At 70.9% G+C, this 24,890-nt stretch carries 22 protein-coding genes; 13 read left to right on the forward strand and 9 right to left on the reverse strand.

What is annotated here, in order from left to right; genetic code table 11:
* The first annotated feature begins 40 nt into the window (after positions 1–40).
* The 7 genes from ACIA8E_RS10335 (at position 41) to lgt (ending at position 5,869) form a co-directional block, all read left to right on the forward strand.
* Positions 41–523, forward strand: a complete 483-nt coding sequence (locus ACIA8E_RS10335; protein ID WP_399296448.1) for a DUF2752 domain-containing protein — start codon at positions 41–43, stop codon at positions 521–523.
* A 115-nt stretch (positions 524–638) separates the two neighbouring features.
* Complete coding sequence (gene trpC, locus ACIA8E_RS10340) at positions 639–1,448, forward strand: indole-3-glycerol phosphate synthase TrpC (RefSeq protein WP_399296450.1); 810 nt, start codon at positions 639–641, stop codon at positions 1,446–1,448.
* A gap of 26 nt (positions 1,449–1,474) precedes the next feature.
* Positions 1,475–1,675 carry a tryptophan biosynthesis modulator TrpM gene (gene trpM, locus ACIA8E_RS10345; RefSeq protein ID WP_267008130.1) on the forward strand — a complete coding sequence of 67 codons (201 nt, stop codon included), beginning with the start codon at positions 1,475–1,477 and terminating at the stop codon, positions 1,673–1,675.
* 135 nt (positions 1,676–1,810) lie between these two features.
* Entirely contained in the window at positions 1,811–3,097 is a 1,287-nt protein-coding gene (gene trpB / locus ACIA8E_RS10350) for a tryptophan synthase subunit beta (RefSeq protein WP_399296451.1), read from the forward strand.
* Positions 3,094–3,909, forward strand: a complete 816-nt coding sequence (gene trpA, locus ACIA8E_RS10355; RefSeq protein WP_399296453.1) for a tryptophan synthase subunit alpha — start codon at positions 3,094–3,096, stop codon at positions 3,907–3,909. Before trpB ends, trpA begins: the two co-directional genes overlap by 4 nt.
* A gap of 76 nt (positions 3,910–3,985) precedes the next feature.
* Positions 3,986–4,813: a DsbA family protein gene (locus ACIA8E_RS10360; protein ID WP_399296454.1), complete on the forward strand. Its 828-nt coding sequence runs from the start codon at positions 3,986–3,988 to the stop codon at positions 4,811–4,813.
* A gap of 108 nt (positions 4,814–4,921) precedes the next feature.
* Complete coding sequence (gene lgt / locus ACIA8E_RS10365; RefSeq protein WP_399296456.1) at positions 4,922–5,869, forward strand: prolipoprotein diacylglyceryl transferase; 948 nt, start codon at positions 4,922–4,924, stop codon at positions 5,867–5,869.
* A gap of 163 nt (positions 5,870–6,032) precedes the next feature.
* Here the strand turns inward: lgt and ACIA8E_RS10370 are convergent, their stop codons facing one another.
* From ACIA8E_RS10370 to ACIA8E_RS10400, 7 genes are read right to left on the reverse strand one after another with little or no spacing between them, the layout of a single operon-like run.
* On the reverse strand, positions 6,033–6,851 hold the full coding sequence (locus tag ACIA8E_RS10370) for an HpcH/HpaI aldolase/citrate lyase family protein (RefSeq protein WP_399296458.1): 819 nt from the start codon (positions 6,849–6,851) through the stop codon (positions 6,033–6,035).
* Positions 6,848–8,047, reverse strand: a complete 1,200-nt coding sequence (locus ACIA8E_RS10375) for a CaiB/BaiF CoA transferase family protein (protein ID WP_399296460.1) — start codon at positions 8,045–8,047, stop codon at positions 6,848–6,850. The genes ACIA8E_RS10370 and ACIA8E_RS10375 overlap by 4 nt, the downstream gene beginning before the upstream one ends.
* Positions 8,044–8,928, reverse strand: coding sequence for a ribokinase (gene rbsK, locus ACIA8E_RS10380; RefSeq protein ID WP_399296462.1), 885 nt, complete (start codon positions 8,926–8,928; stop codon positions 8,044–8,046). Before rbsK ends, ACIA8E_RS10375 begins: the two co-directional genes overlap by 4 nt.
* Entirely contained in the window at positions 8,925–10,289 is a 1,365-nt protein-coding gene (locus tag ACIA8E_RS10385) for an ADP-ribosylglycohydrolase family protein (protein WP_399296464.1), read from the reverse strand. The genes rbsK and ACIA8E_RS10385 overlap by 4 nt, the downstream gene beginning before the upstream one ends.
* Positions 10,286–11,461: an ADP-ribosylglycohydrolase family protein gene (locus ACIA8E_RS10390; protein WP_399296466.1), complete on the reverse strand. Its 1,176-nt coding sequence runs from the start codon at positions 11,459–11,461 to the stop codon at positions 10,286–10,288. Before ACIA8E_RS10390 ends, ACIA8E_RS10385 begins: the two co-directional genes overlap by 4 nt.
* Complete coding sequence (locus ACIA8E_RS10395) at positions 11,415–12,680, reverse strand: ADP-ribosylglycohydrolase family protein (RefSeq protein WP_399296468.1); 1,266 nt, start codon at positions 12,678–12,680, stop codon at positions 11,415–11,417. Before ACIA8E_RS10395 ends, ACIA8E_RS10390 begins: the two co-directional genes overlap by 47 nt.
* Positions 12,677–13,975: an ADP-ribosylglycohydrolase family protein gene (locus ACIA8E_RS10400; RefSeq protein WP_399296470.1), complete on the reverse strand. Its 1,299-nt coding sequence runs from the start codon at positions 13,973–13,975 to the stop codon at positions 12,677–12,679. The genes ACIA8E_RS10395 and ACIA8E_RS10400 overlap by 4 nt, the downstream gene beginning before the upstream one ends.
* A 263-nt stretch (positions 13,976–14,238) precedes the next feature.
* On the opposite strand from ACIA8E_RS10400, the gene ACIA8E_RS10405 reads away from it, so the two are divergent.
* The 3 genes from ACIA8E_RS10405 (at position 14,239) to ACIA8E_RS10415 (ending at position 21,385) form a co-directional block, all read left to right on the forward strand.
* Positions 14,239–14,973: a VIT1/CCC1 transporter family protein gene (locus tag ACIA8E_RS10405; protein WP_030972787.1), complete on the forward strand. Its 735-nt coding sequence runs from the start codon at positions 14,239–14,241 to the stop codon at positions 14,971–14,973.
* Between the two features lie 399 nt (positions 14,974–15,372).
* Entirely contained in the window at positions 15,373–19,932 is a 4,560-nt protein-coding gene (gltB, locus tag ACIA8E_RS10410; protein ID WP_399296472.1) for a glutamate synthase large subunit, read from the forward strand.
* The gene (locus ACIA8E_RS10415) at positions 19,925–21,385 is read left to right on the forward strand and encodes a glutamate synthase subunit beta (RefSeq protein WP_399296474.1); all 1,461 of its coding nucleotides are present in this window, start codon (positions 19,925–19,927) and stop codon (positions 21,383–21,385) included. Before gltB ends, ACIA8E_RS10415 begins: the two co-directional genes overlap by 8 nt.
* 137 nt (positions 21,386–21,522) lie before the next feature.
* On the opposite strand, the gene ACIA8E_RS10420 is transcribed toward ACIA8E_RS10415, so the two are convergent.
* Entirely contained in the window at positions 21,523–22,458 is a 936-nt protein-coding gene (locus ACIA8E_RS10420) for a rhomboid family intramembrane serine protease (RefSeq protein WP_399296476.1), read from the reverse strand.
* A 162-nt stretch (positions 22,459–22,620) separates the two neighbouring features.
* Here ACIA8E_RS10420 and ACIA8E_RS10425 point away from each other — a divergent pair, with 162 nt between their 5' ends.
* Both ACIA8E_RS10425 and ACIA8E_RS10430 read left to right on the forward strand, forming a co-directional pair.
* A complete protein-coding gene (locus tag ACIA8E_RS10425) occupies positions 22,621–23,340 on the forward strand; it encodes a VWA domain-containing protein (RefSeq protein ID WP_399296478.1) in 720 nt (239 codons plus the stop codon).
* A complete protein-coding gene (locus ACIA8E_RS10430) occupies positions 23,337–23,900 on the forward strand; it encodes a HutD family protein (RefSeq protein ID WP_399296480.1) in 564 nt (187 codons plus the stop codon). Before ACIA8E_RS10425 ends, ACIA8E_RS10430 begins: the two co-directional genes overlap by 4 nt.
* Before the next feature lie 7 nt (positions 23,901–23,907).
* Here ACIA8E_RS10430 and ACIA8E_RS10435 read toward each other — a convergent pair whose 3' ends face one another.
* Positions 23,908–24,195: a hypothetical protein gene (locus ACIA8E_RS10435; protein WP_399296482.1), complete on the reverse strand. Its 288-nt coding sequence runs from the start codon at positions 24,193–24,195 to the stop codon at positions 23,908–23,910.
* Between the two features lie 162 nt (positions 24,196–24,357).
* On the opposite strand from ACIA8E_RS10435, the gene ACIA8E_RS10440 reads away from it, so the two are divergent.
* Complete coding sequence (locus ACIA8E_RS10440) at positions 24,358–24,861, forward strand: pyridoxamine 5'-phosphate oxidase family protein (protein WP_399296484.1); 504 nt, start codon at positions 24,358–24,360, stop codon at positions 24,859–24,861.
* The last annotated feature ends 29 nt before the right edge of the window (positions 24,862–24,890 follow it).

A 24,890-nucleotide genomic window follows, 5' to 3' on the forward strand; every position in this document is an offset into this window, starting at 1 on the left:
CCGGGCTGCGCCTTTCCGCGTGACCGGGGAGAATCACCGCGTGGACGCCTCCCCTTCTCCCGCAGCCGCACCGGGCCCGCACGGTCCTCCGCCCGTGCCGGCCTATCCGCCCGCGCCCGTGCCCCGGTCGGCGGTCCGACGGCTCGCCACTCCCCTCGGGGTGATGGCCGCCGTCGTCGCGGCGTTCGGCTACGTCGGCGCCGTCGACCCCAACCAGCCGGGCCACTACCCGGTCTGCCCGTTGCTCCGGTTCACCGGCCTGTACTGCCCGGGCTGCGGCGGGCTGCGCAGCGCCCATGCCGTCGCCCACGGGGACATCGCCGCGGCCTTGGGTTCCAACGCCCTCGCGGTCGCCGGTTACGCGATCTTCGCCGTCGTGTGGGTGGTCTGGATGGTCCGCGCGAGCAGGGGACTGCCCCTGCGTATCAATCTGCCACCGGTCTACTGGTGGGGGATCGGTGCCGTGCTCCTGATCTTCGCCGTCGTCCGGAATCTGCCGTTCGGATCGATGTTGGCCCCGTGAATGCCCAGGTAGTGGGACATCCGACGGCCGGATGTGAGTCCGGGGCCCTCCTGCGGATACCATCGAGATGGCTGATCCTGTTCCCTCATCACCGTCCCGGAAGGGGGCCGCTCGCGTGAGTGTGCTCGACGAGATCATCGACGGCGTTCGCGCCGACCTCGCAGAGCGGCAGGCGCGCGTCAGCCTCGACGAGCTCAAGGAGCGCGCGGCGCGCGCTCCGGCGGCCAAGGACGGAGTCGCCGCCCTGCGCGGCGAGGGCGTGACCGTCATCTGCGAGGTCAAGCGCTCCAGCCCCTCCAAGGGGGCCCTGGCCGCGATCGCCGACCCGGCCGCGCTCGCCGCGGACTACGAGGCCGGTGGCGCGTCCGTCATCTCCGTCCTCACCGAGGAGCGACGCTTCGGCGGTTCGCTCGCCGACCTGGAAGCCGTTCGCGCCAAGGTCGACATCCCGATCCTGCGCAAGGACTTCATCGTCACCTCCTACCAGCTCTGGGAGGCCCGCGCCTACGGCGCCGACCTCGTGCTGCTGATCGTCGCCGCTCTCGACCAGGAGGCACTCGTCTCGCTGATCGAGCGCGCCGAGTCCATCGGTCTGACGCCGCTGGTCGAGGCGCATGACGAGGAGGAGGCGGAGCGTGCCGTGGCCGCCGGAGCGAAGATCATCGGTGTCAACGCGCGCAACCTGAAGGACCTCAAGGTCGACCGCTCGACGTTCGAGCGCGTCGCCCCGGAGATCCCGGCGGGCATCGTCAAGGTCGCCGAGTCCGGCGTCCGAGGCCCGCACGACCTCATCGCCTACGCCAACGCCGGCGCCGACGCCGTGCTCGTCGGTGAGTCCCTGGTCACCGGCCGCGACCCGCGGGCCGCTGTCGCCGACCTGGTCGCCGCGGGCGCCCACCCGGCCCTGCGGCACGGACGGAGCTGACCCGCACCGTGTCCGCCGACCGTCCCGTGTTCCGTACCCGCCCAGGCCTGCGCCTCGCCGGTGTGACGGCTGCCCGGGACCCGCACGCGCCGCTGGCGCGCGGCTGCCGCCCCCGCGGCTGCCGCGCCCCCGCGCGCCGGGTGCACGGCCGACGTGTGCGGTACGTGATCGGAGACGAGCCCGGCCAGGTCAACGGCATGCGATGGCGCCCGGGGACCGCGCTGTAGCGAGCCCCGGCCACGTACCCGCACCACACCTCTCGTACGTACGACCGCACCGCCCGACCGCCCTCGGTCGCGGCGGCGTCTCGCTCACGACGCATACGGTGAACCCACCCGTTGCCATGACGAGGAGCACGTCGGATGTCATCTGACTTCTTCATTCCGGACCCCGAGGGTCTGATCCCCAGCGCCGAGGGCTACTTCGGCGCGTTCGGCGGCAAGTTCATCCCGGAGGCGCTCGTCGCCGCCGTGGACGAGGTCGCCGTCGAGTACGACAAGGCCAAGGCCGACCCGGCCTTCGCCGCCGAGCTCAATGAGCTCATGGTCAACTACACCGGCCGGCCCAGCGCGCTGACCGAGGTGCCGCGCTTCGCCGAGCATGCGGGCGGTGCCCGGATCTTCCTCAAGCGCGAGGACCTCAACCACACCGGCTCGCACAAGATCAACAACGTGCTGGGCCAGGCGCTGCTCACCAAACGCATGGGCAAGACCCGGGTCATCGCCGAAACCGGTGCCGGCCAGCACGGTGTGGCCACCGCGACGGCCTGTGCCCTCTTCGGTCTCGAATGCACCATCTACATGGGCGAGATCGACACCGAGCGGCAGGCGCTGAACGTGGCGCGGATGCGGATGCTCGGCGCCGAGGTCATCGCCGTGAAGTCCGGCTCCCGCACACTCAAGGACGCCATCAACGAGGCGTTCCGCGACTGGGTCGCCAACGTCGACCGCACGCACTACCTCTTCGGTACGGTCGCGGGTCCGCACCCCTTCCCGGCGATGGTCCGTGACTTCCACCGTGTGATCGGCGTCGAGGCCCGCCGGCAGCTCCTGGAGCGGACCGGCCGGCTGCCGGACGCCGCGATCGCCTGTGTCGGCGGCGGCTCCAACGCCATCGGGCTGTTCCACGCGTTCATCCCGGACGCGCACGTCCGGCTGATCGGCTGCGAGCCCGCCGGACACGGCCTGGAGACCGGCGAGCACGCGGCGACCCTGACCGCCGGCGAGCCCGGCATCCTGCACGGCTCGCGCAGTTACGTCCTCCAGGACGACGAGGGCCAGATCACCGAGCCGTACTCCATCTCGGCCGGTCTCGACTACCCGGGCATCGGCCCGGAGCACGCGTACCTCAAGGACATCGGCCGCGGCGAGTACCGCGCGGTCACCGACGACGCCGCCATGCAGGCGCTGCGCCTGCTCTCCCGTACCGAGGGGATCATCCCGGCCATCGAGAGCGCCCATGCGCTGGCCGGCGCCCTGGAGGTCGGCAAGGAGCTCGGCAAGGACGCGCTGCTCCTGGTCAACCTGTCCGGCCGCGGCGACAAGGACATGGACACGGCGGCCCGTTACTTCGGGCTGTACGACACGGACGCGACCGTCGAGGCGGACGCGGACAACACCAGCGCGGAGATCGAGGGGGACGTCAAGTGAGCGGCAACATCGAGCTGTTGAGCGCCACCCTCGCCGCCGCCAAGGCGGAGGACCGGGCCGCGCTGATCGCCTACCTGCCGGCCGGGTTCCCGTCGGTCGACGGTGGTATCGAGGCCGTCAAGGCCGTCGTCGCCGGTGGCGCCGACGTCGTCGAGGTGGGCCTGCCGCACAGTGACCCGGTGCTCGACGGACCGGTCATCCAGACCGCCGACGACATCGCCCTGCGCGGCGGCGTGAAGATCGCCGACGTGATGCGTACGGTCCGCGAGGCCTACGAGGCGACCGGCGTCCCGATTCTCGTCATGACGTACTGGAACCCGATCGACCGGTACGGCATCGAGCGCTTCACCGCCGAGCTCGCCGAAGCGGGCGGCGCCGGGTGCATCCTGCCCGACCTGCCGGTCCAGGAGTCCTCCGTGTGGCGCGAGCATGCCGACAAGCACGGTCTCGCGACCGTCTTCGTCGTCGCGCCGAGCAGCAAGGACGAGCGCCTCGCCACCATCACCGCGGCCGGCTCCGGCTTCGTCTACGCGGCCTCGCTCATGGGCGTCACCGGCACCCGTGAATCGGTCGGCGAGCAGGCCCAGGACCTGGTGCGGCGCACCCGTGCCACCACCACCGGGCTCCCGGTCTGCGTCGGTCTCGGCGTCTCCAACGCCCAGCAGGCCGCGGAGGTCGCCGCCTTCGCCGACGGAGTGATCGTCGGCTCCGCCTTCGTCAAGCGGATGCTGGACGCCCCCGACGAGGAGTCCGGACTGGCCGCAGTCCGCTCACTTGCGGGCGAACTGGCCGAAGGTGTTCGAAAGCGCTGAGATTGGGCATCGCCCGAACGGGTGGACCTGGGACCGGGGAGGCACGTACGTGCCTCCCCGGTTCGTTGCTGCGGGTGTGAGTGACAAGAACGAAGAGGGAAAAAGGGCCGCGCGCGACCGGCTCGTACAGCAGCGTGAGCGGGAGAGGGCGCGCGAGCGCCGCCGGCGCACGCTGATCGTCTCCGCCGCCGTGGTGGGCGTGCTGGTGCTGGCCGCCGTCATCGGCGTGATCGCCGCGAATTCGGGCGGCAAGGGCGAGAAGGCGAGCGGGTCGGGGCCCGTCGTCGCGCCGTCCGGTGCGACCGGCAAGGACAGCCTGGCCATCCAGGTGGGTGCGGACGACGCCCCGTCCACGCTCACGATCTGGGAGGACTTCCGCTGCCCGGTCTGCGCCCAGTTCGAGAACGCGTTCCGGGACACGATCCACCAGCTGGAGAGCAGCGGACAGCTGAAGGTCGAGTACCACCTGGCCACGATCATCGACGGCAATCTCGGCGGCAGCGGCTCGCTGGATGCGGCCAATGCGGCGGCCTGCGCGCAGAGCGTCGGCAAGTTCTCCGCGTACCACGACGTCCTCTACCGTAACCAGCCGCCGGAGACCGACGACGCCTTCGGCAAGAGCAGCAAGCTGATCGAGCTGGCAGGCAGGGTCGAAGGCCTCGACACCCCCGCCTTCCGCAGCTGCGTGGAGGACGGCACGCACAACACCTGGGTCCAGAAGTCCAACACCGCGTTCCAGAACGGCGGCTTCCAGGGCACGCCGACCGCGCTGCTCAACGGCGAATCGATCTTCCCGAAGAAGGGGAGCGAACCGATCACCGTGGCAAACCTGAAGAAGTGGGTCGCCGAGGCGAACAAGGGGAAGCAGCCGGCGAAGGCCACCCCGGCGCCGACCGGTTCCTGACCCGGACCAGGGCCTGCCGGGGCGGGGATCCGACGACCGGCTCGTTACCCAGACGTTGTCGGGCGGGTTGCCGTACGTCCCGCCCGGCAGGGTAGCGTCGACCTTGCCATGGACCTTGCCTACATTCCCAGCCCGTCGACCGGCGTGATCGATCTCGGACCGATCCCGCTCCGCGGCTACGCGTTCTGCATCATCATCGGTGTGTTTGTCGCCGTCTGGTTCGGCAACAAGCGCTGGATCGCCCGGGGCGGCAGAGCCGGCACAGTGGCCGACATCGCCGTCTGGGCCGTGCCCTTCGGCCTCGTCGGAGGCCGGCTCTACCACGTCATCACCGACTACCAGCTGTACTTCAGCGACGGCGAGAACTGGGTCGACGCCTTCAAGATCTGGCAGGGCGGTCTCGGCATCTGGGGTGCGATCGCGCTCGGCGCGGTCGGTGCCTGGATCGGCTGCCGCCGCCGCGGGATCCCGCTGCCCGCCTGGGCCGACGCGCTCGCCCCCGGTATCGCCTTCGCCCAGGCGATCGGCCGCTGGGGCAACTGGTTCAACCAGGAGCTGTACGGCAAGCCGACAGATCTGCCGTGGGCCCTGAAGATCAGCGAAGGCCCCAACCGGGTCGCGGGCACGTACCACCCCACGTTCCTGTACGAGTCGCTTTGGTGCGTGGGCGTCGCGCTGCTGGTGATCTGGGCGGACCGCCGCTTCAAGCTCGGACACGGGCGGGCGTTCGCGCTGTACGTCGCGGCGTACTGCACCGGGCGGGCGTGGATCGAGTACATGCGGGTCGACGAGGCCCACCACATTCTGGGCCTGCGCCTGAATGTGTGGACCGCGGTGATCGTCTTCGTCCTGGCGGTGACGTACATCGTGATCTCGGCGAAGGTGCGGCCGGGGCGCGAGGAGGTCGTCGAGCCGGGGGCCGCGGAGGCGGCCGAGGCGGCCGAGGGCGTGGAGGATGCGGACGAGGGCGCGGACTCGGGCTCGGAAGCGGACAGTGACGACGAGGCTCGGGCGCCGGGGAAGAACGGCACCGCAGAGGCGGCGAAGAACGGCTGACGCCACCCACTTGTACGAGGGGCCCGAACCGGACGGTTCGGGCCCCTCGCCGTTCCCCCACCGGGGGCTCCGCTCCCCAACCCCCACTCCTCAATCGCCGGAGGGGCTCGATCGAGTGAATTTGCCCTCGCCCCGATCGCCGGAGGCGCTGGAGTCTCCGTCGTCAGCTCACCCGTTCTGCGAGCGCAAGCGTCCGACGGGCCGCTGCCACTACCGCCGCGTCCACGAAACGGCCGTCCGGCAGTGCCAGTGCTCCTGCCTCCGTGAGGGCTGCCGCCACGATTTCCTGGGCCGAGTCGATCTCCTCCGAAGTGGGCCGGAACGCCCGCTCGATCACCGGTAGCTGCCGGGGGTGGATCGCCGCCCGGCCGATGAACCCCAGCGCGCGGCCGTGTGCGCAGGAGTGCCGCAGGCCGTCCAGGTCCCGCACGTCCGGGAACACCGACTGGGTCGGCGGGGCGAGGCCGGCCGCGCGGGCGGCGACCACCACCCGGCTGCGTGACCAGTCGAGGCCCCGGTCGTCCCGCACCCCCAGATCGGCCCGGAGATCGGCCTCGCCGAGGGCGATCGAGCGGACCTGGGGGTGGGAGGCCGCGACCGTGTACGCGTGCTCGATGCCGAGCGCCGACTCCAGCAGCGGACAGAGCGCCACGCCGGGTGCGAGCGCCGCGATGTGGTGGACGGTCGCGGCATGTGTGATCTTCGGCAGGCGCAGTTCGGCGAGGCCCGGCAGTCCGGCCAGGGCCAGGACGTCGGCCTCTGTGTGGACCCGGACATGCACCGGCGCGGCCGTGCCGGCGGCCGGTTCGGTGAGGAGTTCGGCGGTGGCTGACCGGGCGTACTCCTTGCGGTCCGGTGCGACCGCGTCCTCCAGGTCGACGATCACCACGTCCGCGCCCGAGTCGCGTGCCTTGCGCACCACGTCCGGCCGGTCCCCGGGAACGTACAGCCACGTCAGATGCACCTCTTCGGCCGCGGTCACAGGACGCCTTCCGCCCGTAGCGCGGCAATGTCCGGTCCTGACAGGCCGAGCCCGGTCAGGATCTCCTCGGTGTCCGCGCCGTGCGGACGGCCCGCCCAGCGGATCGAGCCCGGGGTCCGGGAGAGCCGGAAGAGGACGTTCTGCATCCGGAGCGGGCCCAGTTCGGGGTCGGGGACCTCGGCGACGGAGCCCAGGGCCCGGTACTGCGGATCCTCCATCACGTCCCGGATGTCGTGAATGGGGGCGATGGCCGCCTCCGCCTTCTCGAACGCGGAGATCGCGTCGTCACGGGTGTGCCGGGCCATCCAGGTGCCGACCGCCTCGTCGAGTTCGTCGGAGTGTTCGGCGCGCGTGGTGCCGGAGGCGAACCACGGCTCGTCGATCAGCTCCGCCCGGCCGACCAGACGCATCACGCGTTCGGCGACGGACTGGGCGGAGGTGGAGACGGCGACCCACTGGCCGTCGGACGTGCGGTACGTATTGCGCGGGGCGTTGTTGCGCGAGCGGTTGCCGGTGCGTTCCTGGACATAGCCGAGCTGGTCGTACCAGAGCGGCTGCGGGCCGAGCACGGTGAGGATCGGCTCGATGATCGCCAGGTCGACGACCTGGCCCTCCCCGGTGCGGTCCCGCCCGGCCAGCGCCGCCATCACGGCGTACGCGGTGGCGAGTGCCGCGATCGAGTCGGCGAGACCGAAGGGAGGCAGGGTAGGCGGCCCGTCCGGCTCGCCGGTGATCGCGGCGAAACCGCTCATGGCCTCGGCGAGTGTGCCGAAACCGGGGCGGCTCGCGTACGGGCCGAACTGGCCGAAGCCGGTGACGCGGGTCAGCACCAGGCGCGGGTTGACGGCGCTCAACTCCTCCCAGCCGATGCCCCACCGCTCCAGCGTCCCCGGCCGGAAGTTCTCGATGATCACATCGCTGGAGGCGGCCAGCCGGAGGAGGACGTCGCGCCCGCCGGGAGTGGAGAGGTCGAGGGTGAGATTGCGTTTGTTGCGGCCGAGCAGCTTCCACCACAGGCCGATGCCGTCCTTCGTCGGGCCGTGGCCACGCGACGGGTCGGGCTTGCGCGGATGCTCGACCTTGACCACCTCGGCGCCGAAGTCGCCGAGCATGGTGGCCGCGAGAGGGCCCGCGAAGAGCGTGGCGAGGTCGAGGACCCGCAGACCGGCGAGGGGTGCTTCCGTGGGCGCGGTCATGCGGCGTCGATCTCGCTGCGGTACGGCATGGAGGTCGAGGCGCCAGGCTTCTGTACGCAGAGCGCCGCGGCGATCGACGCCCAGGCCAGGGCCTCCGGTACGGCCCGCCCTTCGCCGAGGGCCACGGCGAGCGCCCCGACGAAGGTGTCCCCGGCAGCGGTGGTGTCGACGGCGGTCACCTCCGGGGCGGGGAAGTGGATCGTTTCGCTGCCCCGGGCCGCGTACAGACAGCCCTTCGAACCGAGGGTGATGACGACCTCGGGGACGTGTCGGAGCAGGATCTCTGCCGCCGCGTGGGGTTCGGTCTTCCCGGAGAGTGCGGCCGCCTCGTGCTCATTGGGGATCAACAGGTCGACGTTGCCGAAGAGCTCGTCCGGCAGGGGTTGTACGGGGGAGGGGGTGAGGATCGTCCGTACGCCCTGCGCGTGGGCCATCCGGGCCCCTTCGACCACGGCCGACAGGGGCAGTTCCAGCTGGAGGAGCAGCAGATCGGCTTCCGCGATGGCGGCCATCTCGCCGGGGCCGAGCGTGTGGACGGTGCCATTGGCGCCGGGGATCACCACGATGGCGTTGCCGCCCGTGTCGTCGACGACGATGTGCGCCGTGCCGCTGGGGCCCTCGGCGGTGTGCAGCAGATCGGTTTCGACGCCCGCGTGCTCCAGTTCGGCCCGGAGCCGTGTGCCGTACGCGTCGTCGCCGACCGCGCCGATCATCAGCACGTCGCCACCCGCGCGGGCGGCGGCGATGGCCTGGTTGGCGCCCTTGCCGCCGGGGATGGTGCGGAACTCCGTTCCGGTGACGGTCTCCCCGCGCTCCGGGGCCCGTGCGACATAGGCGACAAGGTCCATATTGGTGCTGCCGAGCACCGCGATGGCGGTCATGGGCGGAGTGCCTCCTGGTAGGTCAGTTCAGCGAGTGCGTCGAAGCCGACGGAGTCGAAACCCGGGACGGATGTGGCGAGACGGTTCTTGAGCGGGGTGGTCCACCGGACGGGCAGCGCGTCGGGCCGGCCGGCCAGCAGACCGGCCAGCGAGCCGGCGGTCGCACCGTTCGAGTCCGTGTCCCAACCACCTGAGACCGCACGGCAGATGGAGCCGGAGAAGTCGCCGTCCGCGTGCGTGAGAGCGGCGGCGAGCAGCGCGGCGTTGGGCAGTACATGGACCCAGTGGTACGCGCCGAACGCGGCGTGCAGCCGGTCGGTGACGGCGTCGAAGTCCGGCTCCCCGCGGGCCGCGTCGATCCCGGTGCGGACAGCGTGCGCGAACCGGGAGCGCGGCGGTACGACGCGCAGCCCGGTCGCGAGGCAGCCGTGCACATCGGTCTCCCCGCCGGCCGCCTCGGCGAGCGCGGCAGCGGTGAACATCGCCCCGTACACGCCGTTGCCGGTGTGGGTGAGGACCGCGTCCCGGTGGGCCTGCTCGGCGGCGGCAGCGGGGTCGCCGGGGTGTGTCCAGCCGTGCACATCGGCGCGGATCTGGGCGCCGATCCACTCCCGGAACGGGTTGCGGTGCCGGGCGGTGTCCGGCGGCTCGATGCCGTCGAGCAGATTGCGGTACGCCACCCGCTCGGCGGTGAAGGTCCGGCCGGCGGGCAGTTCGTCGAGCCAGAGCCGGGCGAGATCGGCGGTGGAGAAGGACGGTCCGTAGCGCTGGATCAACAGCAGGGTGAGAAGTGGGTAGTTGAGATCGTCGTCCTCCGGCATCCCGTCGATGTTCTCGGCGAGCGAGGTGGCGGCGGAGCGGCGGTTCCAGGGGTACGCGGCGGTCAGCTCGGCGGGCAGGCCCCTGGCGGTGAACCAGGTGGTGAGCGGCCAGTTCCCGGTGGCGCGGGCCAGTGCGCGGATTCCCGCGAGAGGCAGTTTCTCGACGGGCTTGCCGAGCAGGCAGCCGGCGGCGCGGCCCAGCCAGGCCGCCTCCAGCCGGGCCTTGCCGACCGTTGGAAGCTCCGCGCGCGGAGCCGGCCAGTGCGGGCAGGCCGACCGGATCGCGGCCAGATCCGTCGGCTCGTCGACGGCCGCCGTGGAGTCGAGCTGCGCGAGTTCGTCGAGCAGCCGCTCGGCGAGCGCGCGGAGTGCGGGCGGCGCGGGGGGTGTCGACGCGCCCGCGCGCTCCGGGGCGGGGCCGCCGCCCGCCGCGTACCAGCGGCGTTCGATGTCCCGCACGTCCCGGCCGTCCTCGGCCGCCTGGCGCAGTTCGTGCCCGATCAGATCCTCCGGCTGCACCCAGGTGACCCGCACGGTCACGGCGTACCCGCCAGCGTCGCGAACGCCGCCTCGTGCGTACGTCGCCGGGCGGTGTCCCGTACGAACACCTCGCGGGCGACGTCCGTCAGTGTCCGCGCCGGTGCGTGCAGGTCGAGGCGGCTGGCCTCGGCGACCGTTTTCACCCAGGCGGCGGGGATCGCCGCCTCGCCGTGCAGCGCGCCGGCGACCGCACCGCTCATCGTGGCGATCGAGTCGCAGTCCCGGCCGTAGTTGACCGAGCCGAGCACCGCGTGCCGGTAGTCGCCGTCCGCGACGAGCAGCATCCCGAGGGCGATCGGCAGCTCCTCGACGGAGTGCAGCCGGGACGGGCGGCGGGCGCCGAGGGAGGGTGCGCGGTAGTCGGGCCCGACGGTGTCGAAGGGGGCGACGGCGGTACGCAGCGGCGTCAGTGCCGTCTCGAAGTCCCGGTAGCGTACGGCCACTTCGCAGACCGCTTCGATGGCGGCCCGGGTCCCGTCCTTGGCGAGCGACAGACAGGCGTCGACGACGGTGGCGGGCGTCGCATCCGGCGCACAGGCGGCGGCGACGGCCGCCGCGAAGACTCCGGCGGCCTCCCTCCCGTACGACGACTGATGGGCGCCCGCGACATCCAGCGCCTCGGCGTACGCGGCTTGCGGATGGGCAGCGTTGACCAGGCCGACCGGCGCCATGTACATCGCCGCCCCGCAGTTCACGATGTTCCCGGAGCCCGCCTCGCGCGGATCGACATGGCCGTAGTGCAGCCGGGCGACGATCCATTTCTCGGCGAGGAAGATCCGCTGCAGCGGCAGCGCCTCGGCCTCCAGCTCCGGGATCCAGCGGGGGATCGAGATCAGCTCCGGTACGAGATGGTCGGCGACGCAGTACGCGTCGAGATGGTCCCGTACGGTGCCGTACACCCGTACCAGCGCATGGGTCATCAACGTGTCGTCGGTGACGTGGCCGTCGCCCTTGTGGTACGGGGCGATGGGGCGGGCGGTGCGCCAGTCCTCGCCGTCCCACGGGCCTACGATGCCGGTGATCCGGCCGCCGTGGCGCTCGACGATCTGCTCGGGGGGCCGGCCCTCGACCGGCCCCCCGAGCGCGTCGCCGACGGCGGCGCCGACGAGGGCGCCGGTGATCCGGTCATCGAGACCGAGCGCGGTGGGTGTTTTGTTCTGAATCGGCGTCATGCCGGAATTGTCCACCCGAAGAGGCCGGTTCCGTGTCTGTCAGCAGCCCGGCGAGTTCGATGAGATCGGTGCCCGCGAGACGGGGCAGCGCGCATCCCGCGAGCGTGCGGCAGGCCTCGCGCCAGCCGTCCGGGACGGCGGCGATGCCGCCGAGCGCACCGGTCAGCGCGCCGGCCAGGGCGGGCGCCGAGTCCGCGACCCGTGACAGGCAGGCCGCCGCGGGAACGGCCTGGGCGATCTCGCCGCGGGCCGCGGTGGTCAGAGCCAGGGCGACCGGTACGGTCTCGGCCGCGGCGATCCCGTAGCTGTAGACATGGTCGACGATCTGATGCTCCAGCACGGGTACGAGCGCGAAGGCGCCGGCTGCCTCGCCGACGAAGTCGCGGGCGATCCGGACGGCGTGAGCGGCGTTGCGGGCGATCTCGGTGCCCTCGGGAAGCTGGACGAGCGCGGCGTTCACCGCGGTGTCGACATCGGCTCCGCCCAGTGCCTCGGCGATCGCGGCGGCCATCGCACGGGCGCCGTGCACACCGTCGCCGTCCTGGGTGTATCGGGCATCGAACTCGGCGAGTTCGGCGGCGGCCCAGGGCCGGCCGGGGTGGACGACCGCCAGCACGGCAGCCCTTACACAGGCCGCGTCGTCGAAGTAATGCGGGTTGTCGTGGCCGGTGGCGGGCGGCCGCAGCCCGGCGGCGAGATTGCCGAGCCCGGCCCGGACCGAGATCCGGGCGCGCAGCGGGAGAACCGCCGACTCGACCTCGGGCGCCCGTGCGGCGGCCGCGGCGACCTCGGCGGCCAGTGCGTTCCACGCGACATCGATGGCGGCCCGCATCCGGCGGTCGGGGGAGAGACCGTGCAGCGGACCGGCCGCCGAAGCCAGCACGGTCCCGGCGGCGAACGCGGCCCACTCGGCGTCGTCGGAGGGACCGAGCCGCAGTGGCTCGGGCGGCTGGTTGAGTGCGATGGGCACGGGGAGGGTGGTGGTGGCGTTCTGCTCGGCGAAGGTGTCGAGCTCCCGGGTGAGCCGACGCGTCCATTCGGGCATCCGGGCCGCCCGGTGACGCGCCGCCGGCCACCCGGCGGCATCCCCCGAGGCCAGTCCGAGCAGCAGCCCCTCGATCCTGGCCCGGCGCCCCGGCAGGGGCCGGTTCAGCGGCTGGTTCAGGGGTGGGGTGGAACGATTCTCCGGGCGGGGCTCGGTGTCCCGCGCGGTGGTCATGACACCACCGCCGCGGGTCCGTCCGCGGCGGACGGACCCGACGGCCCGTCGGCGGGGGCGGCGGTCTGCCGGGCCGGGGCGGCCGGGGGGCGGGTGCCGGCGGGGGTGCCGCCGGCCTCGCGGGGTCTGCCGGCTGCGCCGGCTGTGCCGGTCCCGCTGCCCCTGCCGTTCCCGCAGCTCCCCGTGCCGTCCGGCTCGTCCGTCTCGTCCGGTGTGAGCAACTCCGCGATGTCCAGGACGTGGTGGCCCCGCATCGACGGCAGGCAGCTGCCTCGGACCGGCCCGATCGCCCGCCCCCAGTTCCGGGGGATCGCGGATACCCCGCCCAGCGCGCCGGCCAGGGCGCCCGCCACCGCTGCCGTGGTGTCCGCGTCGCGGCCCATGTTGACCGCCGTCAGCACCGCCGTACGGAAGTCGCCGCGCGCCGCCGCGAACGCGCCGAACGCCAGGCCCACCGCCTCCGGTGCCAGGTCCGTCCACGGATAGCCGCCCACCACCACCGCGGAGCGCACCGCGCGTTCCCTCGTGAGGCGGTCGGGGTGCCTGTGCTGGGCGGCCGTCACCGCCCGCCGCAGCGAGCGCGCGGTCCAGGAGTCCATCGGTACGACGGACAGGGCGGCCGCGATCACGGACGTGACCCCCGCTCCCGCCATCGCGGCGGCCACCCCGGCCGCCACCGCCTGGCCGCCGTAGATGCCCTCCCCGTCGTGGCTGACCTGCCCGTCGATCGCGACCAGGCGGGCGGCCTCCGCGGGCCGGCCTGCCGCGAAGACCCCGAACGGGGCCGCGCGCATCGCGAGTCCGTCGCTCCAGGCGTGCCTGTGCTGGGCGGAGATCGGGGCGGCGAGGCCGCGGCGCAGGTTCTCCAGGGTGCCGCGCTCGCTGAACCCGGCGCCGCGGAACGGCCCCTCGTCCAGGTCGGCGATCCACAGATGCCAGGCCCGCTCGACATGGGTGACGGTCAGCGCCGAGCCGTGCCGGGCCAGCAGCAGCCCGGAGAAGATCGCGTACTCCGTGTCGTCGGTACCGGCCGGGTCGTCGCTGACGAAGCCTTCGATCCGGCCCCAGCGGCGGCGGATCTCGGAGGGTCGCAGGTTCTCCGCGGGTGCGCCCAGCGCATCGCCCACGGCAAGGCCGAGGAGCGCACCCCTGGCCCGGTCGGCCCGGTCGGGGCGGCCGGGACCGTCGGCGTGGCTCGCGTCGAGCGCGTCGAGACGGTGCGCGTCGTGCCGGGCTGCCTCCGCCATGCCCCCGCCGGTGCGCGGTTCTGCCGGATTGCCTGCAATCAACTCCATCGCGTCGACCCTTCGCTCGTACCGAGCCAGTTCTCGTACCTGTCCGATCTGTGCCACGCGGAGCACCGACAGAGGCCGATAAACGCAACAAAAGGGCCACTCGGATGACGGGATCCCCTTCGTAAGGCAGGCCGTACTTACCTGGTCAGAGGGCAGGTAAGTACGGCCTGGCTTGCTGGCGGCAGATTCCTTTCGTGCGTACTTTCGGAGGTGTTGAGCGGGGGTGGGGCGAGCAGAACCCGCTGCCGGAGAAGGGGAGAGCTGTGGCCATCATCGAGACCGACGCCGTACTGCACGAGGCGCACCGCGATAACCACACCCACCGTGATGTGAACGGCGGCTGGCTGCGTCCGGCGGTCTTCGGTGCGATGGACGGGCTGGTCTCGAACCTGGCGCTGATGACCGGCGTCGCGGGTGGCTCGGTCTCCCAGCAGACGCTCGTGATCACCGGTCTGGCGGGACTGGCCGCCGGTGCGTTCTCCATGGCGGCCGGCGAATACACCTCCGTGGCCTCGCAGCGCGAGCTCGTCGAGGCCGAACTCGACGTCGAGCGGCGCGAGTTGCGCAAGCACCCGACAGACGAGATGGAAGAGCTCGCCGCACTCTACGAGTCCCGCGGCGTCGAGCCCGGGCTCGCCCGCGAGGTCGCCCGGCAGTTGTCCCGCGACCCCGAGCAGGCCCTGGAGATACACGCCCGCGAGGAGCTGGGCATCGACCCGGGCGATCTGCCGTCGCCGCTCGTCGCCGCCGTCTCGTCGTTCGGCGCCTTCGCGATGGGCGCGCTGCTGCCCGTACTGCCGTATCTGCTCGGTGCGAGCGCGATGTGGCCTGCGGTGCTGCTCGCGCTGGTCGGCCTCTTCGGCTGCGGGGCGGTGGTGGCGAGGGTGACGGCCCGCAGCTGGTGGTTCAGCGGGCTGCGGCAGCTGGTGCTCGGCGGCACGGCCGCTGCGATCACGTACGGCCTGGGTACCCTGTTCGGCGTGGCCGTCGGCGGCTGACCGCGCCCGCGCCGCCCGCGCAATGCGCCTGCAAGCAATCTGCCTGCAATCCGTGTGACGTACGTCTTGGGTTCCGCCCCTGGGCGGAACCACCCCGACGGACGTAAAATGAGTCTCTATACAAGGCTCCACATAAGTAGCCGTTACTCGGCGGTTTCGTTTCCTTTACCACTGGGCATGAGCCGTAGACACCGCAGGCAACGACGCCTGCTCTCTGTGGTCCCCCGGGCGCCGATCCTCCGACTGCGACCCGCTCCACCGCTCCGCGCGGTGTCCGCATGTTGGAACGGACTATCCGCTTCTTGAGAAGCGGCCCATCATGTAACCTGCACGAAATTTCGCAGAGGGCCAACGTCGTCCCTCGGCACTGCATATGCCACGACGACGACGGGAGAGCCAATGCGTTCCGACGCCTGGTCGCCCATGGACGGTCGCCCCGCCCAGCAGGGGATGTACGACCCCCGTAACGAGCACGACGCCTGTGGTGTCGGGTTCGTGGCCACTCTTACCGGTGTGGCCAGCCATGAGCTGGTCGAGCAGGCGCTGACCGTACTGCGCAACCTCGAGCACCGCGGTGCAACCGGATCCGAGCCCGACTCGGGCGACGGCGCCGGAATCCTGCTCCAGGTACCGGACGTCTTCCTCCGCGCGGAGGTCCCCTTCGACCTCCCGGAGGCCGGTGGCTACGCCGTCGGAATCGCCTTCCTGCCCTCGGACGAGTCCACCGAGGCCGTCCAGAAGCTGGAGAAGATCGCCGCCGAGGAGGGCCTGAAGGTCCTCGGCTGGCGTGAGGTCCCGGTCAGTCCCGGCCTCCTCGGCAGCGGTGCCCGCGCCACCATGCCCGAGTTCCGCCAGCTCTTCGTCGCGGACGGCGAGAGCGCCGGCATCGCGCTCGACCGCAAGGCCTTCGTGCTGCGCAAGCGCGCCGAGCGTGAGGCCGGGGTGTACTTCCCCTCGCTCTCCGCCCGCACGATCGTCTACAAGGGCATGCTCACCACCGGGCAGCTGGAGCCGTTCTTCCCCGACCTCTCCGACCGCCGTCTCGCCACCACGGTCGCGCTGGTCCACTCGCGCTTCTCCACGAACACGTTCCCGAGCTGGCCGCTCGCCCACCCGTACCGCTTCGTCGCGCACAACGGCGAGATCAACACGGTCAAGGGCAACCGCAACTGGATGAAGGCCCGCGAGTCCCAGCTCGCGTCGAGCCTCTTCGGTACGGAGCAGCTGGACCGGATCTTCCCCGTCTGCACCCCGGACGCCTCCGACTCCGCCTCCTTCGACGAGGTCCTGGAGCTGCTCCACCTCGGCGGCCGCTCGCTGCCGCACTCGGTGCTGATGATGGTCCCCGAGGCGTGGGAGAACCACGACTCGATGGACCCGGCCCGGCGCGCCTTCTACCAGTACCACTCCACGATGATGGAGCCCTGGGACGGCCCGGCCTGCGTCACCTTCACCGACGGCACCCAGGTCGGCGCGGTCCTCGACCGCAACGGTCTGCGCCCGGGCCGTTACTGGGTCACCGACGACGGCCTCGTCGTCCTCTCCTCCGAGGTCGGTGTCCTGGACATCGCCCCCGCGAAGGTCGTCCGCAAGGGCCGCCTCCAGCCCGGCAAGATGTTCCTCGTCGACACCGCCGAGGGCCGCATCATCGAGGACGACGAGATCAAGGCGGGCCTCGCCGCCGAGCAGCCGTACCAGGAGTGGCTGGAGACCGGCGAGATCGAGCTGGAGGATCTCCCCGAGCGCGAGCACATCGTGCACACGCACGCCTCGGTCACCCGCCGCCAGCAGACCTTCGGCTACACCGAGGAAGAGCTCCGTGTCATCCTCGCGCCGATGGCCCGCACCGCCGGCGAGCCGCTCGGCTCCATGGGCACGGACTCGCCGATCGCGGCCCTCTCCGAGCGCCCCCGGCTGCTCTTCGACTACTTCACCCAGCTGTTCGCGCAGGTCACCAACCCGCCGCTGGACGCCATCCGCGAGGAGCTCGTCACCTCGCTGCGCTCCACGCTCGGTCCGCAGGGCAACCTGCTGGAGCCGACCGCCGCGTCGTGCCGCAGCGTCACACTGCCGTTCCCGGTGATCGACAACGACGAGCTGGCCAAGCTGATACACATCAATGCCGACGGCGACATGCCGGGCATGAAGGCCGCCACGCTCTCCGGTCTCTACCGGGTCAGCGGCAGCGGTGAGGCCCTCGCCGCCCGGATCGAGCAGATCTGTACCGAGGTCGACGCCGCCATAGAGGACGGCGCCCGCCTGATCGTCCTGTCCGACCGGCACTCCGACGCCGAGCACGCGCCGATCCCGTCGCTGCTGCTCACCTCGGCCGTCCACCACCACCTCATCCGTACCAAGCAGCGCACCCAGGTGGGTCTGCTGGTCGAGGCCGGGGACGTCCGCGAGGTCCATCACGTCGCGCTGCTGATCGGTTACGGCGCCGCCGCGGTCAACCCGTACCTGGCGATGGAGTCCGTCGAGGACCTGGTCCGGGCCGGCACGTTCATCGAGGGCATCGAGCCCGAGCAGGCCATCCGGAACCTGATCTACGCGCTCGGCAAGGGCGTCCTGAAGGTCATGTCCAAGATGGGCATCTCGACCGTCGCCTCCTACCGCGGCGCCCAGGTCTTCGAGGCCGTCGGCCTCGACGAGGCCTTCGTCTCGAAGTACTTCAACGGCACCGCGACCAAGATCGGCGGCGCCGGACTCGACGTCGTCGCCAAGGAGGTCGCCGCCCGGCACGCCAAGGGCTACCCCGCCTCCGGCATCTCCGCCTCGCACCGCGCTCTGGAGATCGGCGGCGAGTACCAGTGGCGCCGCGAGGGCGAGCCGCACCTGTTCGACCCGGAGACGGTCTTCCGCCTCCAGCACGCCACCCGCAACCGCCGGTACGACATCTTCAAGAAGTACACGGACCGGGTGAACGAGCAGTCCGAGCGCCTGATGACGCTCCGCGGCCTGTTCGGCTTCAAGTCGGACCGCGAGGCGATCCCGGTCGACGAGGTCGAGTCCGTCTCCGACATCGTCAAGCGGTTCTCCACCGGCGCCATGTCGTACGGCTCGATCTCCCGCGAGGCGCACGAGACGCTCGCTATCGCCATGAACCAGCTGGGCGGCAAGTCCAACACCGGTGAGGGCGGCGAGGACGCTGACCGGCTCCACGACCCGGCGCGCCGCTCGGCCATCAAGCAGGTCGCCTCCGGCCGCTTCGGTGTGACCAGCGAGTACCTGGTCAACGCGGACGACATCCAGATCAAGATGGCGCAGGGCGCCAAGCCCGGCGAGGGCGGCCAGCTGCCCGGCCACAAGGTCTACCCGTGGGTCGCCAAGACCCGGCACTCCACCCCGGGTGTCGGTCTGATCTCCCCGCCGCCGCACCACGACATCTACTCCATCGAGGACCTGGCTCAGCTGATCCACGACCTCAAGAACGCCAACCCGGCGGCCCGCATCCACGTGAAGCTGGTCTCCGAGGTCGGCGTCGGCACGGTCGCCGCGGGTGTCTCCAAGGCGCACGCGGACGTCGTCCTGATCTCCGGCCACGACGGCGGAACGGGCGCCTCGCCGCTCACCTCGCTGAAGCACGCGGGCGGCCCCTGGGAGCTGGGTCTCGCCGAGACCCAGCAGACCCTGCTGCTCAACGGCCTGCGCGACCGCATCGTCGTGCAGACCGACGGCCAGCTGAAGACCGGCCGCGACGTCGTCATCGCCGCGCTGCTGGGCGCCGAGGAGTTCGGTTTCGCGACCGCGCCGCTCGTCGTCTCCGGCTGCGTCATGATGCGGGTCTGTCACCTCGACACCTGCCCGGTCGGCATCGCCACCCAGAACCCGGTCCTGCGCGACCGGTTCTCCGGCAAGGCCGAGTACGTCGTCAACTTCTTCGAGTTCATCGCCCAGGAAGTCCGCGAGCTCCTCGCCGAGCTCGGCTTCCGTACGATCGAAGAGGCCGTCGGCCACGCCGAGCTGCTGGAAACCGACCGTGCGGTCACGCACTGGAAGGCGCAGGGCCTCGACCTGGAGCCCCTGTTCTACGTCCCGGAGCTGCCCGAGGGCGCGGCCCGCCACCAGCAGATCGAGCAGGACCACGGTCTCGCCAAGGCCCTCGACAAGGAGCTGATCAAGCTCGCCGCCGACGCCCTGAACGCGGACAGGGCCGAGGACGCCCAGCCGGTCCGGGCCCAGATCGCGATCCGGAACATCAACCGGACCGTCGGCACCATGCTGGGTCACGAGGTGACGAAGAAGTTCGGCGGTGCCGGGCTGCCTCAGGACACCATCGACATCACCTTCACCGGCTCCGCCGGCCAGTCGTTCGGCGCGTTCGTGCCGAGCGGTGTGACGCTGCGCCTGGAGGGCGACGCCAACGACTACGTCGGCAAGGGCCTCTCCGGCGGCCGCGTCATCGTCCGCCCGGACCGCGGCGCCGACCACCTCGCCGAGTACTCCACCATCGCGGGCAACACCATCGCCTACGGCGCGACCGGCGGCGAACTGTTCCTGCGCGGCCGCACCGGTGAGCGGTTCTGCGTCCGTAACTCCGGCGCGACCGTCGTCTCGGAAGGCGTGGGCGACCACGGCTGCGAGTACATGACCGGTGGTCACGCCGTCGTCCTCGGCGAGACCGGACGCAACTTCGCCGCCGGTATGTCGGGCGGTGTCGCGTACGTCGTCGACCTGGACCGCGACAACGTCAACGTCGGCAACCTCGGTGCGATCGAGGAACTCTCCGACACCGACAAGCAGTGGCTGCACGACGTCGTGCGCCGCCACCAGGAGGAGACGGGCTCCACCGTCGCCGAGAAGCTGCTTGCCGAGTGGGACACCGCGGTGGCCCGTTTCAGCAAGATCATCCCGTCCACCTACAAGGCAGTGCTCGCCGCCAAGGACGCCGCTGAGCTCGCCGGTCTCTCCGAGCAGGAGACCACCGAGAAGATGATGGAGGCGGCGACCAATGGCTGACCCCAAGGGCTTCCTGACCACCGGGCGCGAGGCCGCCAAGACCCGTCCCGTGGGCGAGCGCGTCAAGGACTGGAACGAGGTCTACGTTCCGGGCTCGCTGCTCCCGATCATCAGCAAGCAGGCCGGCCGCTGCATGGACTGCGGCATCCCGTTCTGCCACAACGGCTGTCCGCTGGGGAACCTCATCCCCGAGTGGAACGACTACGCCTACCGCGAGGACTGGACGGCCGCGTCCGAGCGCCTGCACGCGACGAACAACTTCCCGGAGTTCACGGGCCGCCTGTGCCCCGCTCCGTGCGAGTCGGCGTGCGTCCTCGGCATCAACCAGCCGGCCGTCACCATCAAGAACGTCGAAGTCTCGATCATCGACAAGGCGTGGGACAGCGGCGACGTCACCCCGCAGCCGCCCGAGCGCCTGTCCGGCAAGACCGTGGCGGTCATCGGCTCGGGCCCGGCGGGTCTCGCCGCCGCCCAGCAGCTGACCCGGGCCGGTCACACGGTCGCCGTCTATGAGCGTGCGGACCGCATCGGAGGCCTTCTCCGGTACGGCATCCCCGAGTTCAAGATGGAGAAGTCGCACATCAACCGCCGCATCGAGCAGATGCGCGCGGAAGGCACCAAGTTCCGTACGGAGGTGGAGATCGGCAAGGACCTCGATGCCGCCAAGCTCCGCCGCCGGTACGACGCGGTCGTCATCGCCGCCGGTGCCACCGTCTCCCGCGACCTGCCCGTCCCGGGCCGTGAGCTGAACGGCGTGCACTTCGCGATGGAGTACCTGCCGCTCGCCAACAAGGTGCAGGAGGGCGACCTGACGGTCTCCCCGATCTCCGCCGAGGGCAAGCACGTCGTCGTCATCGGCGGCGGCGACACCGGCGCCGACTGCGTCGGTACCGCCCACCGGCAGGGCGCGGCCTCCGTCACCCAGCTGGAGATCATGCCGAGGCCGGGCGAGGAGCGGAACGCCAACCAGCCCTGGCCGACCTTCCCGATGCTGTACAAGGTCACCTCGGCGCACGAGGAGGGCGGCGAGCGGGTCTACGCCGTCTCCACCACCCACTTCGAGGGCGACGAGGACGGCAACGTCCAGGCGCTGCACCTCGTCGAGGTGGAGTTCAAGGACGGCAAGCTGGAGCAGAAGCCCGGCACCGAGCGGCGGATCCCGGCGCAGCTGGTCACGCTCGCCATGGGCTTCACCGGTACCGACCAGTCCAACGGTCTCGTCCAGCAGTTCGGTGTGGAGCTCGACGAGCGCGGTAATGTCGCGCGCGACGCGGACTACGCCACCGACGTCGAAGGTGTCTTCGTCGCCGGTGACGCGGGCCGCGGCCAGTCCCTCATCGTGTGGGCCATCGCCGAGGGCCGCTCCGCGGCGCGCGGTGTGGACCGCTTCCTGACCGGGGCCAGCGCACTGCCGGCCCCGATCCGCCCGACGGACCGTTCCCTCACGGTCTGAGCACCAGCACCACCACCAACAGACGTCCCGTACAACGGCGTACGGAACTGAACGCGGCGCCTGCCCGTCCCCGACCGGACGATTCGGCAGGCGCCGTGGCGCGTCCGGGGACGCCCCGTACCCGCCGGCCGGACAGCTCAGGCCACTGCTCCACCGGTCAGCTGTGATGTCTTGAGCGCCACCAGGGCGACCAGCAGCACGAACAGCACCGCACACCCGGCGATCTGCACGGCGGTACGGCGCTTCGCCGGAGCGTAGGCGAGCACGGCCATGACGATGCCGCCCGTGAGAAGGCCGCCCAGATGCCCCTGCCACGAGGTGAACCCTGCGGAGATCAGCATCCAGATCAGGAACCCGGCCAGGAACCGGTTGACCGCCTGCATGTCCCTTCCGAGCCGCCGGTTGATGACGTAGAAAGCCGCCGCGAGCCCGAAGATCGCCCCCGATGCGCCCACCGCGGTGCCGCCCGGCGCGATCAGATACACCAGCACCGAACCGCCCAGCGCGGACAGCAGATACAGCGCGAGATAACGCCCCCGGCCGAGCTGCTCCTCGACGACCCGGCCCAGATTCCACAGCCCGTACATGTTGAAGAGGATGTGCAGCACCCCGAACGGCATGGAACCGAACGACGAGCCGCCCGGCGGAAGGTGAAGGAAGGCCCCGGTCAGCAGCCGGTACCACTCGCCGTCCACCACACCGACCGCGTCGAACCCGGGGATGTTCCCGCTCTCGTACACGTACTGACTGCCGTCCGAACCGTTCAGGCCCGCGCCGAGCATCCCGAACCTGTCGACGATGTCCGGACGGATCAGCTCGCCCAGATACGCCAGTACGTTCAGGCCTATCAGTACGTACGTCACGACGGGCACCGCCGTCCTCGGCACCGCGCCGCCGAACACCGTGCGCGCCTGCCGGACCGAGCGCTGTCCCTCCTTCACACACTCCACGCAGTGGTGGCCGACAGCGGCCTCACGCATGCAGTCGGGGCAGATGTAGCGGTCGCAGCGGGTACAGCGCACATACGTCTCGTACGACGGATGGCGATAGCACGTGGTGACGGCGGCCTCCATGGCCGGCTCCTTCACTGGTGGGCGGTCACAAGGGCCGGTGGGGCGGTGGCGAACAAGATAGCGAACACCGCGCAGGACGCCGCAGCCGGGTACGAGTGGATAAGAGCAGGTCGGCCACGGTGACGTAACCTCGTAACTCCCGTACCAGGAACGGAGTCCCGGATGGCAGCCATCAGCCTGCGCAAGGTCGAGGAGACGGCGCCCGCGCTGGTCAGCCTCTACAAGAGCGCGGGGGTATCGCTGCAGAAGCACGGGCTGAGCGGGGAGCGTGCGGCGGTCTATCTCGTCCTCGACTACTCCGGCTCCATGAAGGAGTACTACAAGGACGGCAGCGTCCAGGCGCTCGCCGACCGGGTGCTCGGTCTGTCGGCCCACTTCGACGACGACGGCCGTGTGCCCGTCTTCTTCTTCTCCACGGACATCGACGCGGTCACCGAGATAGCCCTGGACAACCACCGCGGGCGCGTCGACGAGATCGTGGCGGGCCTCGGCCACATGGGGAAGACGAGCTATCACCTGGCCATGGACGCGGTCATCGACCATTACATCGACAGTGGCTCGACCGCGCCCGCACTCGTCGTCTTCCAGACCGACGGCGGTCCGATCAACAAGATGGCGGCCGAGCGCTATCTCTGCAAGGCGGCGAAACTGCCGATGTTCTGGCAGTTCATCGGCTTCGGCAACAAGCGCAGTTCGCAGTTCAACTTCCTGCACAAGCTCGACGAACTGGCAGTTCCCGCACAGCGTCCCGTCGACAACGCAGGCTTCTTCCACGCCGGACTCGACCCGCGGCAGGTCCCGGACGCCGATCTGTACGACCGGCTAGTCGCCGAATTCCCGCACTGGCTGGCCGCGGCCCGAGCGCAGAGGATCGCCAAGTGACGCTACGAGTGCTGAGGGCGGCCGACCGCACGGTCGTGCCCTGGAAGAACGGCGGGGGAGTCACCCGGGAGATCGCCGCGTCCCCCGAGGGTGCACCGCTGGACGACTTCGACTGGCGGGTCAGTCTCGCCGATGTGTCCGCGGACGGGCCGTTCTCCTCGTTCCCGGGCGTCGACCGCACGCTGACCGTGGTCGAGGGCGCCGGGATGGATCTGATGGTGGGCGGCGAACACCACATCGTCGACGAGCAGTACTGGCCGCACGACTTCCCCGGAGACCTGGAGACGGACGGCCGGCTGCTCGGCGGCCCGGTCGTGAACCTCAATGTGATGTACCGCAGAGAACGTACGACGGCGGAGGTGGCGGTCGTACGCGGCACCGTCCGGCTGCCGGCGCCGCCGAGCGGTACGGTCCTGGCCGTCGCGCTGGAGGACGGTGCGGTGCTCGAAGGCCAGGACATCGAACTCGACCGCTACGACGCACTGGTGGCCGACAGCGCGTCGCCCGGAGTGCTCCGGACCCAGGGCTGGGCGCTCCTGGTCACGCTGTCCGCCAGGTGAGCCGCGGTCACGCGCCAGGAACCCGGTAGCGGTGCGCCTGCGACATCTTCGGCGGTCCGGACGTCATGGGCAGGCCCAGCTTCTCGGCGACCGGCAGCATCACGCTGCCGAACTTCTCCGCGGCCTCCGAGGACTCCCACAGGTCGAAGAGCTCCACGCCCGAATCGGTCAAAGTGCAGACCTGCGACAGGCAGCCGGCGAAGGGGTCTCCGGGCAGTGCCTGAAGTTCCCTCTGGAGAGCGTCGTACTGGTCGGCCGTGACGCCCGACAGAGTGGCATGCACCAAGATCGCCATCGTCAATCCCCTCGGGTTCACGGGATCAGTCCCTCCCCGCCGCCACGGTGACGGCCAGGTGCCTCGTACAGCAGAACACGATCGACCCAGGACGGCATCCGATCGGGTGGCCACCTGGAAAACCGGACAGAAGATGTCGGGATTCAAGGGTTCGATGGAGTCATGACATCGACTTCCTGGGCAGCGTTCCAGTCGGCGGAGCCGGACTTCGCCGAGACCGTTCAGGCCCGCTTCGGGCTGTACAAGCACCACGTCCTGGCCACCCTGCGCAAGGACGGCTCGCCGCGTGTGACCGGACTGGAGGTGGACTTCCGCTTCGGTGAGCTGTGGCTCGGCATGATGCCGAACTCGCGCAAGGCACTGGACCTGCGGCGCGATCCGCGGTTTGCGGTGCAGGCCAACCCGGGACCGGACGACACGATGGCCGACGCCGACGTCCGGATCTCCGGCCGCGCGGTGGAGGAGACCGACCCCGACGTCCTGGCCCGCTTCGTCGAGGAGGCAAAGCCACCGGAGCCGTTCCACCTGTTCCGCACGGAACTGACGGAGGTGGTCCGCACGGGGTTGAAGGGCGAGGAACTGATCGTCCAGACCTGGCGCCCGGGCACTCCACTGCGCACGCTCCAACGGGGCAATGACGACAGCACCCCGCGCGAGGCAACCTGAATCGACCGGGCCGGGGGGCCGGGCCAGGC

Origin of the sequence: Streptomyces sp. NPDC051664, from assembly GCF_044453545.1 — a bacterium.
Lineage (GTDB): Bacteria > Actinomycetota > Actinomycetes > Streptomycetales > Streptomycetaceae > Streptomyces.

What these genes read in the sequence shown, in the direction of transcription:
- ACIA8E_RS10425 (WP_399296478.1), top strand. Translation starts at nt 22,621, where the DNA reads ATGGCAGCCATCAGCCTGCGCAAGGTCGAGGAGACGGCGCCCGCGCTG.
- ACIA8E_RS10435 (WP_399296482.1), bottom strand. Translation starts at nt 24,195, where the DNA reads ATGGCGATCTTGGTGCATGCCACTCTGTCGGGCGTCACGGCCGACCAG.
- ACIA8E_RS10395 (WP_399296468.1), bottom strand. Translation starts at nt 12,680, where the DNA reads ATGACCACCGCGCGGGACACCGAGCCCCGCCCGGAGAATCGTTCCACC.
- ACIA8E_RS10440 (WP_399296484.1), top strand. Translation starts at nt 24,358, where the DNA reads ATGACATCGACTTCCTGGGCAGCGTTCCAGTCGGCGGAGCCGGACTTC.
- gltB (WP_399296472.1), top strand. Translation starts at nt 15,373, where the DNA reads ATGCGTTCCGACGCCTGGTCGCCCATGGACGGTCGCCCCGCCCAGCAG.
- ACIA8E_RS10415 (WP_399296474.1), top strand. Translation starts at nt 19,925, where the DNA reads ATGGCTGACCCCAAGGGCTTCCTGACCACCGGGCGCGAGGCCGCCAAG.
- ACIA8E_RS10375 (WP_399296460.1), bottom strand. Translation starts at nt 8,047, where the DNA reads ATGACCGCGCCCACGGAAGCACCCCTCGCCGGTCTGCGGGTCCTCGAC.
- rbsK (WP_399296462.1), bottom strand. Translation starts at nt 8,928, where the DNA reads ATGACCGCCATCGCGGTGCTCGGCAGCACCAATATGGACCTTGTCGCC.
- ACIA8E_RS10420 (WP_399296476.1), bottom strand. Translation starts at nt 22,458, where the DNA reads ATGGAGGCCGCCGTCACCACGTGCTATCGCCATCCGTCGTACGAGACG.
- trpB (WP_399296451.1), top strand. Translation starts at nt 1,811, where the DNA reads ATGTCATCTGACTTCTTCATTCCGGACCCCGAGGGTCTGATCCCCAGC.
- lgt (WP_399296456.1), top strand. Translation starts at nt 4,922, where the DNA reads ATGGACCTTGCCTACATTCCCAGCCCGTCGACCGGCGTGATCGATCTC.
- ACIA8E_RS10400 (WP_399296470.1), bottom strand. Translation starts at nt 13,975, where the DNA reads ATGGAGTTGATTGCAGGCAATCCGGCAGAACCGCGCACCGGCGGGGGC.
- ACIA8E_RS10390 (WP_399296466.1), bottom strand. Translation starts at nt 11,461, where the DNA reads ATGACGCCGATTCAGAACAAAACACCCACCGCGCTCGGTCTCGATGAC.